Source organism: Niallia sp. Kr1 (assembly GCF_050389805.1).
GTDB lineage: Bacteria > Bacillota > Bacilli > Bacillales > Cytobacillaceae > Bacillus_BD.
The window spans coordinates 4,081,312-4,095,091 of the sequence record NZ_CP130945.1 but is presented as its reverse complement, the minus strand read 5'-3'; the positions used below and the strand labels follow the sequence as shown (position 1 = coordinate 4,095,091).

The window sequence follows — 13,780 nt, the reverse complement described above, 5'->3', positions numbered from 1 at the left end:
TTATCTTATTTTAAAAGTAGGCGATGAAATTGGAACATAAAAAACAAATAGTGATCATCGGTGGGGGAATTACTGGTTTATCGGCAGCTTATTATTTGCAGAAGGCTGTTCGTGAAAAGCACTTGCCGTATGATGTCACGTTGATTGAAGCATCGCATCGCCTAGGTGGACAATTGCAAACGTATAAAAGAAATGGATATGTCATTGAAAGAGGACCAGATTGTTTCTTGGAAAGCCAAGAAAGTGCCACCCGCTTAGCTCTCGAAGTAGGACTAGGGGATCAGCTTGTCCATAATAAACCTACTAGCACGCTAATCTATGCTAGGGAACAGCTTCATTCAATCCCGGGTGGTGCCGTAATTGGAATTCCGACTGATATAAGCCCATTGTTGAAAACGAATTTGTTTTCGTTCCCTGGAAAAATACGAGCAGCTGGTGATTTTATATTGCCCAAATCACATCATGAATCTGATCAATCATTAGGTACTTTCTTTCGTCATCGTTTTGGTGATGAAGTGGTAGAGAACTTTATTGAGCCCTTATTATCAGGAGTTTTTGCTGGGGACATTGATAAAATGAGCTTGATGGCGTTATTTCCTCATTTTTACCAAATTGAGCAAAAATACCGGAGTCTTATTTTAGGAATGAAGAAAATGTCTCTACCGATGTCAAAAGAGTTTCTAAACGATTCAAGGATGTTCCTGTCTTTTAAAACAGGTATGCAATCTTTTGCAGATGGTATCGCAAAAAAGTTGAATCCAGAAAGTGTAAAATTAGGATATCGGGTAGAAAAAATTAGGAAAAGAAACAAACGCTATGAAGTAGTCTTAAATGGCGGAAACATTATGATGGCCGATAGCATTATCATGGCGGTTCCGCATCAAACTCTTAATAGTGTTCTTTCAGATTATTCGTTTCTCCAAAGCCTTAAGGGTGTCCCGGCAACATCCATTGCGACAGTAGCTTTAGGTTTTCCGAAAGACGCTATTGAAAAGGACATGGATGCCACCAATGTTCTTGTATCTCGGAATAGTGACTCTACGATTACTTCGTGTTCATGTGCACATAAAGTATGGCCGCATACGACACCCCAAGGGAAGGTCTTATATCGTTGTTTTGTGGGCAGAGCTGGAAGAGAAGTGGTCGTAGATTTATCCGATGATCAAATTGTGAATAATGTGTTAGCGGATTTAAAGAATACGTTCAAAATAAGTGGTAGTCCCGAATTATCTGTTGTTTCCAGATGGCCAAATTCTATCCCACAATATACCGTAGGTCACTTGCAGCGAATGGAGAAGGTCCAACAAGGATTAACACAGGAACTTCCAGGGATTTTCTTGGCTGGTAAATCCTACAATGGCGAAGGTGTATCTGCATGTGTAAAACAAGGTGAAGAAGCGGTCAATAATGTGATGCAATACATGATGAATCAAAGTGGACAAGACGTATTCCAAATTGGCTAAAAAAAAGGAGTACAACTCGAGTAGATGTTGTACTCCTTTTTATTATGAAGGCTGTATGAAAAAAAACATAAAAAAACAGCCGTAATATTTTTCGGCTGAATGGAGTTTTGTGGTTATATAGAATATTAAGAAAATAAAAAATAAAAAATATTAATTCTTATAAATCGTTAATCTCGATACAATGGTTACAAGTATTACCGTAGCAATCGGCCTGTTCCTCTATTTCTTTTCCGCATTTTGTGCATTTTTTACTAGGTAGATTTCTAAAGAATTCAAGAATATTTTTAACCATTTGTATCCCTCCAGTTTGAATGTTTGAATAGGCTTTCATTTGATGTTTTAATTGTATTATAACAGGATAAATATTGTCAACATTTGTTTTAATACAAATTTTCTTACATTTTACACTGTTTTAATACAAATTATCTTACGTAAAAATAGTGTATAACAGCTTATACTGTTTCTAAATTTTTCCTATAATAGTTCAGTGGAAGAAAATGAAAATGGAGGTGCGAGATGAAATTAACGATTATTGGTCCTTGGGGTGGTTATCCAAAAGCAAATGAAGCAAGTGCAGGGTATATCCTTGAGCACGAGGGGTTCAAGTTATTAATTGATTGCGGTAGTGGTGTTCTATCAAAGCTTCAAACCATTCTTGAGCCTGAACATTTGGATGGTGTAATCATCTCTCATTATCATGCGGACCATATCGCTGACATTGGTGTATTACAACACGCAAGATTAATTCAAGGCTTTCTAGGAAAAAAGATGGACAATTTGCCCATTTATGCTCATGACATAAACGCTGAAAAATTTTCCGTATTAACATATAAAGAAGTCACAAAAGGAATTCCGTATCAACCTGGAGAAGTATTACAAGTAGGACCATTTTCTGTTACTTTTCAAAAGACCAATCATCCAGTTGAATGCTATGCTATGAGATTTGAAGCTGGGGGACGTTCCTTGATCTACACTGGAGATACTTCATTTAAAGAAGAACTCGTTGCTTTTTCCAAAAACGCTGATATCCTTCTTTGTGAATGTAACTTTTATGGGGATCAAAACGGTTCGAATGCGGGTCATATGACAAGTTTTGATAGCGGAAAATTAGCAAATGTGGCAAGTGTGGGACAACTCATTTTAACCCATCTCCCACATTATGGAAGGTTGGAGCAATTGAAGGAAGAGGCAGCAACCATCTATAAAGGTCCTATTCAATTGGCTCAATTTGGCTTAACTGTAACCTTATAAGGAGGAGGACAAAGGATGAAAGTAAGTTATCACGGACATTCTGTTGTAAAAGTTGAAACAGGTGGAAAAACGATTCTTTTTGACCCTTTCATCACGGGAAATGGATTAACCGATTTATCGGTTGATGACGTAAAACCAGATGTCATTCTGTTAACTCATGGTCATAATGATCATGTAGGGGATACGGTTCAACTTGCTAAAAAACATGGCTCTTTGGTCGTTACCAATAATGAATTAGCGAATTGGTTAAGTTGGCAAGGATTAAACACGCATCCGATGCATATTGGAGGATCTTACCAATTTGATTTTGGTAAAGTCAAACTAACCCCAGCCTTTCATGGAACAGGTTTTGAAACAGAAGACAAGCAAATCATCTATCTAGGTATGCCAGCGGGTATTTTATTCATGGCTGAAGGAAAAACAATTTATCATGCTGGAGATACGGCTCTATTTTCAGATATGAAATTAATTGGAGAACGACATCCGATAGACTTAGCGTTTTTACCAATCGGGGATAACTTTACGATGGGACCAGAAGATGCAGCGTATGCCGCCAAACTTCTTGGTGCGAAGACGGTTGTGCCTATTCACTATAATACGTTCCCACCAATTAAACAGGATCCAAAAGAGTTTATCGAACTTCTTGAAAATAAAAACGGGAAAGTATTAAATCCAGGTGAATTCATAGAATTATAAGCTAACAAAAAATCGTGCGATATTCGTACGATTTTTTGTTTTTAAAGGATTATTTCAGGCTTGTACGCATAGATTGATAGTAAGAAAAGGGGTGGAAAGATTGACTAAAACGAATCGTTATTTCATTTGCTTATTATTAAGTGGAGTTCTACTGTATTATGCCGTTCCACGTCTAACCATTAACAGCCCTGGGCTAGAAGGTTATTTTTCTATTGCTTGGCTGCTATTTGCTTTAATGGTGATAGCAGGAAATCTAACAGGTTTGTTATATACTCCTAGTAAAAAGAAAAAGCAACAGACAGGTAGCTATAAGGTAAGAAAAGGAGTAAAATCAAGATCTTATCATTGAAACAGAAGAGAAAATAAAATTGAAACAGATAACGAAACAAAATTGAAACAGATGGCCAAGACCTTTATAATAGAGGTAGTAGAATATAAACAGATACGTGTACGATAATAGCTATTATTTTTATTTTAAGATAAAGGGTGAGACTCTTGGCCACGAAACATGAACAAATACTAAATTATATTAATGATTTGCCGGTCGGTGAAAAAATATCTGTCAGACAAATTGCCAAGGCATTAGAAGTGAGTGAAGGCACGGCATACCGTGCGATTAAAGAAGCAGAAAATAAAGGCTTTGTTAGTACAATCGAAAGAGTTGGAACCATTCGGATTGAAAAAAAGAAAAAGGAAAATATTGAAAAACTAACGTTTGCAGAAGTGGTTAATATTGTCGATGGTCAGGTCCTTGGTGGACGTACAGGTCTCCATAAAACATTAAATAAATTCGTCATAGGTGCCATGCAGTTGGATGCGATGATGCGTTATATTGATGCCGGGAGTTTGTTAATTGTTGGGAACCGTTCGGATGCCCATGAATTAGCACTGACTGCTGGAGCAGCAGTATTGATTACAGGTGGATTTGACGCTAATGAGCAGGTGAAGAAACTAGCGGATGAATTGGATATGCCTGTCATTTCAACTAGCTATGATACTTTCACAACAGCGACAATGATTAACCGGGCGATTGATGATCAATTAATAAAGAAAGATATCCTTCTTGTAGAAGATGTGCTTACTCCATTAGATAAGTCCTATTACTTGCAAACGAACAATACGCTTTCTGATTGGTACGAGTTAAACAAAGAAACAGGTCATAGCAGATTTCCGGTTGTTGATCAAAATTTAAAGGTACAAGGGATGATCACCTCAAAAGATATTATTGGTGTGGAACGAAGTATATCCATTGAAAAAATTATGACCAAAAACCCAATGACAGTGAATAAGAATACAAGTGTTGCTTCCACGGCACATATGATGGTTTGGGAAAGTATTGAGATTCTTCCGGTTGTTAATGAATCCAATCGTTTGGAAGGGCTAATCAGCCGTCAAGACGTGTTAAAAGCATTACAGGTGAATCAAAGACAGCCGCAAGCCGGTGAAACAATTGATGATATTATCACAAATAACATTGGTTTGATGAAGGGAAAAACAAAATCAGATGATATCTTTCGTTTCGAAGTTTCTCCACAAATGACAAACCATTTGGGAACAATCTCGTATGGTGTTTTTACCTCAATCGTATATGAGGCAGCAAATCAAGCGTTAAAGGCTCATAAAAAGGGTGATCTTGTTCTTGAAAGCATCACCATTTACTTCTTAAAACCTGTTCAAATTGACAGTATTGTTGAGATTCATCCAAAAGTATTAGAGGTTGGACGAAAGTTCGGAAAGATTGATATTGAAGTTTATAACGAGGGACTCCTAGTGGGAAAAGCATTAATGATGTGTCAGCATATTGATCGATAAATAAGAAAAGCGGAAGCGCCTTCGGAACAAAAAGTCTTTTGTTCCTGTGAAGCCAATTCAAGGAAGCTTTCCCTGATATGCTCACCCCCGACCAGCACAAGACGAGCCGGCATGAAGATTGTTCTTTAATCTTCTTGACGGATTGAAAGAAATGTATAGGCGACTGTCCAGGGACTCAGGTCTAGGCGAGTACTTCTTAATGCGTTTTTTGCCTTCAGAAGTACTTGGCTTATGACCCTAGTTCCTAGGAGCCGACACTAGACAAGCTTGTGACGAAAAGAGGGGGATGGCTGCTTGCGCTAGACATTAATCTAACTTCAAAACGAAAGTATTCTGTAATAAGAAAGAGAAACCTCTTTCTTATTTTTGCGCTTCTTGAACTTCTTTAGCTGCGAGTGGCAAGAAATACTTATACGCCTTGAACCCTCCCCACACGTTGATGCCCCCAAGAATAATGAAGATTCCAGCAATAATGTAGGTAATGGTGGTTTGATAAAGAAACAGTTGATTAATTCCAAATAAACCGACAAAGGAACCAAGGGCAATATTCGATTTTGCTGAAATCCAGCGCTTCTCTGCAGGCAATTTTGTTCGAACATATTTTGTCTTATAAAAAAGATAAAAAGCAAATGAAAAAACAATCAAAATGACTAAAAAAGGCAAACAGATCCCTCCGCTCTATTGAATTAAGCTCTATTATTAGATTCTATTGTACTTGCTTTATTTGAAAATTTCCAAAATGGAGCTTATATTCTTTTTCTTTCTCGTTTTTTGTGCTATTAATTAAATAACCATCATTTAAGAAGGAGAACAATATGAAAGATCAAATACTCCAAACCATAAAAGATTATGAAACCATTATTATTCACAGACATATACGCCCTGATCCAGATGCATACGGATCACAGGGGGGATTAGCAGAAGTACTGAAAGCATCGTTTCCAGAAAAATCTATTTATACAGTTGGAAAAGAGGAAGAAACGCTTCATTACTTACGTAGACTTGATCAAATTTCTGATGAAACATATCAAGGAGCATTAGTCATTGTTTGTGATACAGCTAATCAAGCACGGATCGATGACTCAAGATATACATTAGGTGAGAAGTTAATAAAAATTGATCATCATCCAAATGTTGATCAATACGGTGATTTACTTTGGGTTGATACGAATGCAAGTTCAACGAGTGAAATGATTTATGAATTTTATTTAAATGGAAAAGATAAAGGATTGAAAATGTCTGATGCTGCTGCGCGTTTATTGTATGCAGGAATTGTTGGGGATACTGGTCGATTTTTATATCCAAGTACAAGTAAAAAAACCTTTACCTATGCGGGTGAACTCATTCATTATGACTTTTCGAGAACAGAAATCTATGAAGGTATGTACAATCTAAACCCGAATATTGTCAAATTGAATGGATATATTCTGCTGAATTATGAAATAGGACAAAATGGGGTAGCCTATGTTAAATTAACGAAGGCATTGCTTCAAGAGTTTGATGCGAATCCTTCAGAGGCATCCCTGTTAGTAGGAGCTTTAGGGAATATTAAAGGAATTTTAGCATGGGTCTTCTTTATTGAAGAACAGGACCAAATTCGGGTTCGATTCCGTTCAAAAGGTCCTGTTATTAATACGATTGCCCGCAACTTTAAAGGTGGCGGTCACCCGTTAGCAGCAGGCGCATCCATTTATTCCTGGGACGATGCAAAGGCCGTTGTCCAACAAGTGGAAGAATTATGTGCTCCATTTGGACAAGATCATCTCGAATGATTTGAACTAATTTAATAAAAGTATCATGCGTAAAATCGAACGGGTGGTTCTCTTTAAGGAGGCTTAATACATTTTAAGTATCCTAACTACAAATAATATATTGCAACAACTTTAGAAGCCTGATAAATGTTAATTTATCAGGCTTCTGATCATATAGTTGTATAAGAAAAACAATTCAAATAGCAAGTAAAGAAAAAAATTCTTGATATACTGCTTCGGGAGCTAAAGTGGATGTCGTTTTGGATGTTATTATTGATGATACGGACAACTCAATCGGGTATTTGACAAATGAAGTCCGATAGACCGTCTCAAACGGACTCCGTTATCTAGAAACTCGAGAAAGGAGTCCGATAGACCATGATATTGTATCTATAAAGTAGACAATCTTAGAAAGTGTCCTATTCATTTGATAACCTTATAGTAGAAAAAGATAGATATTGGTGGGAGATGAATATGGCAAGACAACAAAAAAGATACAGTTACGAATTAAAGAAAACAGTAGTTGAAAAATATTTCGAGGGGCATTCAATCCGAGACTTGATAAAAGAATATAACATCAGCGCCCCTCGTGTAGCGAATCGTTGGGTAAATAAAGTGCGCGAAGGAGGATATGAGGCATTAAAAGATACAAGAGGGATGAAGAGCATAGGTAAGCAAAAACGAAATGAAGAGGAAACAAAAAATGAGATCATCGAAAGACAGGCCTTACAGATCGAATACTTAAAAAAGCTGTTAGAGCTGGAAAGGATGTGAAGCAGAAAGAAGTAGAATTTGCCTTTATCGAAGCAAACTCAAAAGATTATCCCGTTACGCTATTAGTTCAATTAACTAACGTATCTCGTTCTGGTTATTACAAATGGAAAAAACGTGGTGGAGGTAGTGTGCAAGCACAAAGGGATGAAGAGCTGTACAACTATATCATTAAACTACACCATAAGCACCGCGGAACGTTAGGTAGAAACAGAATGAAAATGGCATTAAAAGAAGAATATGGCATTGAGGTTGGAGAGATACGTGTTTCTAAAATTATGAGGAAATATGGTATTCGTTGTAAAATTCGCCAAAGGCGTTATATCAAGAGTAATGAGGTCAATATTAAAGTCCCCAATATATTAAATCGAAACTTTCACGCAAACAAACCGGGAATGAAGTTTACGATTGACATTACCTACTTACCAGTAGAACAAGGACCAAATAAACATATCTATTTATGTGCGATTAAAGATTTATTTCATGACGAGATCGTGGCGTATGCAATTAGTCATCGCCAAGATTTAGAGCTGGTTTACGAAGCGTTAGATCGTTTAAAAGAAAAAGCGTTTGTGAAAGGCGCCATTCTACATAGTGATCAAGGCGTACAATTCACAAACGCTGGATACCAAATGCGTGTCAAAAAGATGGGCCTCACCCCATCTATGTCCCGCAAAGGCAATTGCTGGGACAACGCACCCATTGAGAACTTCTTTAGCCACTTCAAATGTGAAGTAAAATGCTTTTTTGAAGATGCAGAAACTGCATTCGAAGTCCAAAATGCGGCATCCGAATATATCCATTACTTTAATCATAGCCGAATTAATACAAAATTACAAACGAGTCCTGTAAAATATATCAAACAATATGCAAGCTAAGAGACACGCAGGGAACCACAGCGGAGCTGCTTGCCCTTGCCTGGAATACCTCTTCTTAGTGATTCGCTGTGTTGGGTATCGGGCCCCGACCAGAGAGAGCTTAGAAGAGCTGGTTCGTGGTACGCTGTGTGCGCGATTGGAGAGCTTTTATAGCTTTATTTTCTCCAATTCGCCACTTTACTTACACCACGAACCCAAATGACTGGCAAGGGTGGTGGATATGGCTTAAGCTCAACGTATTGATAGTATAGTGCTTGAGGCAAAGATATAGGACACTTTGGTACTGTCTACTTGACAGAAGCATGTGCACCAGCTCAAACGGACTCTATTTTCCAGAAACTCGAGAAAGGAGTCCGATAGACCAGTTCAAACGGACTCCGTTATCCAGAAACTTGAGAAAGGAGTCCGATAGACCAGCTCAAACGGACTCTGTTTTCCAGAAACCCGAGAAAGGAGTCCGATAGACCAGCTCAAACGGACTCTGTTTTCCAGAAACCCGAGAAAGGAGTCCGATAGACCAGTTCAAACGGACTCTATTTTCCAGAAACTCGAGAAAGGGGTCCGATAGACCAGTTCAAACGGACTCCGTTATCTAGAAACTCAAGAAAGGAGACCGATAGACGTGCTTAAATCAGACTCCATTAGCCTAGCTGTAAAAGCTATCGGATAATCACTAATTGCGAATTCCTAAGCAGTGCTTTTTTGTTTGCATCTCAAAAGAGAACACGTTACTGTTTTAAGGCAGACAACTTTTCTTGTTATTCAATTTCAATTTCTAGTTCAATTGACAATGTTGTATAAATCGTCATTTCTTTTACCTTGAATTTATAGCGTTTATCATTGGCTTTAATGATTTTATTTTCAATGGTTCTTCTAATTAGCTCCCGGCTGTTATAGACGGTTTCAATATCTTTTGCTATCATCACCCTAAGGTCCTCGCGAATTCGGTCCTCCATTTGTAAAACACTAACAGGGTCAAGGGAGTCTTTATATTTATCCTTGTTTGTAAATTTAATATAAACAGACTGAACCGTTAATTTTTCTTGATTCTTTTTGTTTAGCTTTTCAAATTCCTCTTGCCAGATTTTCTTCTCATCCGTTAATTCGGCAATGCGATCTTTTTGTAATTGTATTTCCTTACTATATTCCTCTTGCCATACTCCAAAAATATATAAAAAGATAAACCAACTGATGATGGAGCCAATCACGGTACCTGCGAAGAATTGCTGCCAAGTTGGTTTCCGATAATAGGGTGGTATTCTCATAAAGTGGTATGCTCCTGTGTTAGCCATTGAATAATGAGTGAGCCGGTTTGTGCACCGCCTAAAGCAGATAGGATGATGAGCATTTGTTTAAATAAATCCTTCGTTTGTCCTTCATAGATGCCTCTTTCAAATGTTGATACAGCGTCAAATGTACCACCGATGGCCGTCACAATAGCCCAGATATGAATCATATTTGAAAGACGATAAATTTCGGTTAAGGGAGGCTTCCCTGTTAAAAAAGCCGAAAACCCACCGATAATTGATCCACCAATTAATACGCCTAAAGCGATAAAGTAACTTTGAAAAAAGAGTGTAATAAAGGGCTGTTCTTGCATCGTATCCCCATCCTTATAAAAATAAGTGTTATCTTTATAAACATATGGACAAGTTGATACAATTATGATTAAACGATGAAGGGAACATATTTTCTTTTTTCTAGATATATCTTTATAATTAGGATATATATATTAATCATTGATAGTGGTCTAGCTCCAGCGCCTAGAGCCTAGTGGACTTCCCATCCCTCCCTACGATAAGTGAACATCGATTCACACTGCGTGTTCATCGTGTTTCCTTTATCTCAAAAGGGGAAGGAACATCGACTAAAATCTGCAACGTCCTGTTGCGAACGTCGATGTCAGCACATCCTGTGCAAGGCAGTCCATATTCTGCTTAAGCAAGGGGCTTCCGCTTTTCGGTTTTGAAAGTGAGTGAGTCTCCATGTCTTTTATCCATCTTCATGTATATAGCGCATATAGTTTATTAAGTAGTACGGCATCGATTGAGAAATTGGTGGTAAATGCAAAGCAAAAGGGATTTCAGGCTGTAGCGTTAACCGATCGGAATGTTATGTATGGGGCTGTTTCTTTTTATAAACAATGTCTAAAACATGGTTTGAAACCAATTATCGGCTTAACGGTTGATGTAATAAGTGAAGTGCAAAAGGATAAAGCTTTTCCGCTTGTTCTTTTAGCGCAAAACCAAGTGGGTTTACAAAATCTATTGAAAATCACGAGTGCTGTTCAAACGAAATCTCCGACAGGAATTCCAGTCAAATGGTTAAAGCACTATAGTGAAGGACTCTTTGCGATTACACCTGGAATCCAAGGCGAGATTGAACAGGCGATGATTCAAGAGGAATTAGAATGGACGAAGAAAGTATTAGCTCTTTATCAAACATTATTTGGTGACTCCTTTTATATAAGTCTGCAAAACCACCAAATAAAAGAAGAACTTGCGCTAAATGAGAAATTAATAGAAATAGCGGAAAGTTCCGGCGTCAAATTGGTTGCAACCAATCAAGTTTATTATTTGGAGCAGGAAGATTCCTTTCCCCATGAATGTTTACTAGCGATCAAAAAAGGGCAAAAATTACAGGATGAAAATCATGAACGTCTTAACAGTGACCAATTTTATTTGAAGACATCCCAAGAGATGGTTGAACTATTCTCAGATCGACCAGAAGTGCTCGAAAATACGCTAAAAATTGCAGAGGCTTGTAATGTCATGATTGAGCAAAAAAGAACAAAACTACCTAAATTCCCTACAGAGAATGGAAAACCTGCGGATAGCATGCTAGCAGATCTATGTTGGCAAGGGTTGACCGAGCGCTACCCTAATCAAAGCGATGAAATCAAGCAACGTTTGCAATATGAGTTAACTATTATTAAAAACATGCAGTTTAGTGATTATTTCTTGATTGTCTGGGACTTTATCAAGTTCGCACGAGAATCGGGAATTTTAACTGGCCCTGGAAGGGGCTCTGCTGCAGGCTCACTTGTTGCTTATACTTTATATATTACTGATGTGGATCCGATTGAGCATGGTCTCTTGTTTGAGCGTTTTTTAAACCCAGAACGGATTTCAATGCCAGATATTGATATTGATTTTCCAGACCATCGGCGTGATGAGGTCATTCAATATGTTGCTAAAAAATATGGCGAACTCCATGTAGCACAAATTATTACGTTTGGGACGCTGGCGGCAAAAGCTGCATTACGAGATGTGGGAAGAGCGTTTGGGTTAAATACAAAGGAACTGGATGTTTTATCAAGAATGATTCCTTCAAAACCAGGCTTGAATCTTCAAGATGCTTATAAGGAGTCACAAGCCCTGAGAAATTTTGTGAATGAATCTCCTCAAAATAAGCGATTATTTGAGACCGCTCTAAAGCTAGAAGGGTTGCCAAGACACACTTCCACACATGCAGCAGGGGTTGTTATTAGTGAAGAACCGCTTGTCAATGTCATTCCGATTGGGCAAGGACAGGCTGGAATCTACTTAACCCAATATTCAATGGAATATCTTGAAGAGTTGGGATTGTTAAAAATTGATTTTCTAGGGTTAAGAAACCTTTCACTGATCGAAACGATTCTTGCATCGATTCATCGTACATCCGGTGTGAAAATAAATATTAAAAAGATCCCTATAGATGATCAGAAAACCTATCAACTAATTAGTTCTGGTCAAACGACCGGGGTATTCCAACTTGAATCTGAAGGGATGCGGAATGTATTAACACGATTAAAGCCTAGTCGTTTTGAGGACATAGTGGCTGTAAATGCCCTGTATCGTCCAGGTCCAATGGAAAATATTCCTCATTTTATTAATCGTAAACATGGAAGAGAAAAGGTCATTTATCCACATCCAATACTTAAGCCAATCCTTGAAAACACATATGGGGTTATTGTCTATCAAGAGCAGATCATGCAGATTGCTGCTGTGATGGCTGGGTTTACGCTAGGTGAAGCAGATCTATTAAGAAGGGCAGTAAGTAAAAAGCAAAAAGAAGTGCTTGACCGTGAGCGAGCCCATTTTGTTGCAGGTGCCCTAAAGTTAGGGTATGAAGAAAAACTAGCTCATGCAATTTATGACTTAATCGTCAAGTTTGCGGATTATGGATTTAATCGGAGTCACGCGGTTGCATACAGTGTCGTTTCCTATCAATTAGCATACTTAAAAGCTCATTATCCGATTCATTTTATGGCGGCACTTTTATCATCTGTCACAGGAAATGAGGATAAAATCAGTCAATATATTAGTGAAATGAAGCAAATGAATATAAACATTCTGCCACCTTCGATTAATAAAAGTGGGTATTCCTTTTTCCCAGAAAAGTTGGGGATTCGTTATAGTTTAGGTGCCATTAAAGGGGTTGGAATGGTCGCTTTAAGAGAGATCTTCCGGGTTCGCAAGGAAAAATCATTTAACGATTTATTTGATTTTTGCATTCGTATTTCCCAAAAAGCAGTGAATCGTAAAACGTTAGAAGCCCTTGTTTGTTCGGGAAGTTTTGATGAATTTGGAGAGGATCGGGCCGTTTTATTAGCAAGTATTGACGTAGCGATGGAACATGCCGCTTTAGTAAGACCTGTGGAGGGGGAACAAGGTGATTTATTTATCGATGTAGAATTTTCGATCAGACCAAAATATATGGAGGTTGAACCGATAAGGGAAGAAGATAAACTGCGATTGGAAAAAGAAGTTCTTGGATTTTATTTATCCAATCATCCTGTTTCCGTGTATGAAAAGTGGTTCGAAAAGTTACATGCCCATTCCTTATATGATCGGAATCAATCCGATTTTAAAAAGTCCATTGTTTACATTAGTGAGGTAAAGAAAATCCGAACGAAAAAAGGTGAGCAAATGGCCTTCTTAACCGTCAGTGATCAAAGTGGAGAAATGGAAGTGGTTGTTTTTCCAAATGTATTAAAAAATCAGGGATCAATTTTGCAAAAGGGAAAGATTATTTTTATTCAAGGAAGATTGGAGAACCGTAATGGGAAAGGGCAGTTAATCATGAAAATGGCTCAAAATATTGACACTGCACTTGAAACGGTATAACGAGATTTTTGCATCAATCCTTATTTTTTCTTCTAAATCATATGCTAGTG

13 protein-coding genes are annotated in these 13,780 nt (G+C 37.8%); 9 read left to right on the top strand and 4 right to left on the bottom strand.

All coding sequences use genetic code 11. The features are described from left to right. Positions 1–23: 23 nt before the first annotated feature. Positions 24–1,463, top strand: coding sequence for a protoporphyrinogen oxidase (gene hemY / locus Q5760_RS20070; RefSeq protein WP_428909377.1), 1,440 nt, complete (start codon positions 24–26; stop codon positions 1,461–1,463). A gap of 157 nt (positions 1,464–1,620) precedes the next feature. Here the strand turns inward: hemY and yhfH are convergent, their stop codons facing one another. Further along, positions 1,621–1,755, bottom strand: a complete 135-nt coding sequence (yhfH, locus tag Q5760_RS20065) for a protein YhfH (RefSeq protein ID WP_428912644.1) — start codon at positions 1,753–1,755, stop codon at positions 1,621–1,623. 224 nt (positions 1,756–1,979) lie between these two features. On the opposite strand from yhfH, the gene Q5760_RS20060 reads away from it, so the two are divergent. From Q5760_RS20060 to Q5760_RS20045, 4 genes are all read left to right on the top strand, one after another. Further along, positions 1,980–2,714: an MBL fold metallo-hydrolase gene (locus tag Q5760_RS20060; protein ID WP_428909376.1), complete on the top strand. Its 735-nt coding sequence runs from the start codon at positions 1,980–1,982 to the stop codon at positions 2,712–2,714. A gap of 15 nt (positions 2,715–2,729) precedes the next feature. Next, positions 2,730–3,410: a metal-dependent hydrolase gene (locus Q5760_RS20055; RefSeq protein ID WP_428909375.1), complete on the top strand. Its 681-nt coding sequence runs from the start codon at positions 2,730–2,732 to the stop codon at positions 3,408–3,410. Positions 3,411–3,510: 100 nt separating this feature from the next. Continuing rightward, positions 3,511–3,759, top strand: a complete 249-nt coding sequence (locus tag Q5760_RS20050; RefSeq protein WP_428909374.1) for a hypothetical protein — start codon at positions 3,511–3,513, stop codon at positions 3,757–3,759. 146 nt (positions 3,760–3,905) lie between these two features. Then, positions 3,906–5,222 carry a DRTGG domain-containing protein gene (locus Q5760_RS20045; protein WP_428909373.1) on the top strand — a complete coding sequence of 439 codons (1,317 nt, stop codon included), beginning with the start codon at positions 3,906–3,908 and terminating at the stop codon, positions 5,220–5,222. A 360-nt stretch (positions 5,223–5,582) separates the two neighbouring features. On the opposite strand, the gene Q5760_RS20040 is transcribed toward Q5760_RS20045, so the two are convergent. After that, on the bottom strand, positions 5,583–5,885 hold the full coding sequence (locus Q5760_RS20040) for a YtpI family protein (RefSeq protein ID WP_428909372.1): 303 nt from the start codon (positions 5,883–5,885) through the stop codon (positions 5,583–5,585). Between the two features lie 152 nt (positions 5,886–6,037). On the opposite strand from Q5760_RS20040, the gene Q5760_RS20035 reads away from it, so the two are divergent. From Q5760_RS20035 to Q5760_RS20025, 3 genes are all read left to right on the top strand, one after another. Beyond that, positions 6,038–6,994: a DHH family phosphoesterase gene (locus tag Q5760_RS20035; RefSeq protein WP_428909371.1), complete on the top strand. Its 957-nt coding sequence runs from the start codon at positions 6,038–6,040 to the stop codon at positions 6,992–6,994. 453 nt (positions 6,995–7,447) lie between these two features. Next, complete coding sequence (locus tag Q5760_RS20030; RefSeq protein ID WP_428909370.1) at positions 7,448–7,747, top strand: transposase; 300 nt, start codon at positions 7,448–7,450, stop codon at positions 7,745–7,747. Beyond that, a complete protein-coding gene (locus Q5760_RS20025) occupies positions 7,744–8,622 on the top strand; it encodes an IS3 family transposase (protein ID WP_428909369.1) in 879 nt (292 codons plus the stop codon). The genes Q5760_RS20030 and Q5760_RS20025 overlap by 4 nt, the downstream gene beginning before the upstream one ends. A 758-nt stretch (positions 8,623–9,380) precedes the next feature. On the opposite strand, the gene ytrI is transcribed toward Q5760_RS20025, so the two are convergent. Together ytrI and Q5760_RS20015 are read right to left on the bottom strand one after the other, a co-directional pair. Then, the gene (gene ytrI / locus Q5760_RS20020) at positions 9,381–9,887 is read right to left on the bottom strand and encodes a sporulation membrane protein YtrI (RefSeq protein ID WP_428909368.1); all 507 of its coding nucleotides are present in this window, start codon (positions 9,885–9,887) and stop codon (positions 9,381–9,383) included. Continuing rightward, complete coding sequence (locus tag Q5760_RS20015; RefSeq protein ID WP_428909367.1) at positions 9,884–10,222, bottom strand: YtrH family sporulation protein; 339 nt, start codon at positions 10,220–10,222, stop codon at positions 9,884–9,886. Before Q5760_RS20015 ends, ytrI begins: the two co-directional genes overlap by 4 nt. A gap of 385 nt (positions 10,223–10,607) precedes the next feature. Here Q5760_RS20015 and dnaE point away from each other — a divergent pair, with 385 nt between their 5' ends. Beyond that, positions 10,608–13,730 carry a DNA polymerase III subunit alpha gene (gene dnaE, locus Q5760_RS20010; RefSeq protein WP_428909366.1) on the top strand — a complete coding sequence of 1,041 codons (3,123 nt, stop codon included), beginning with the start codon at positions 10,608–10,610 and terminating at the stop codon, positions 13,728–13,730. The last annotated feature ends 50 nt before the right edge of the window (positions 13,731–13,780 follow it).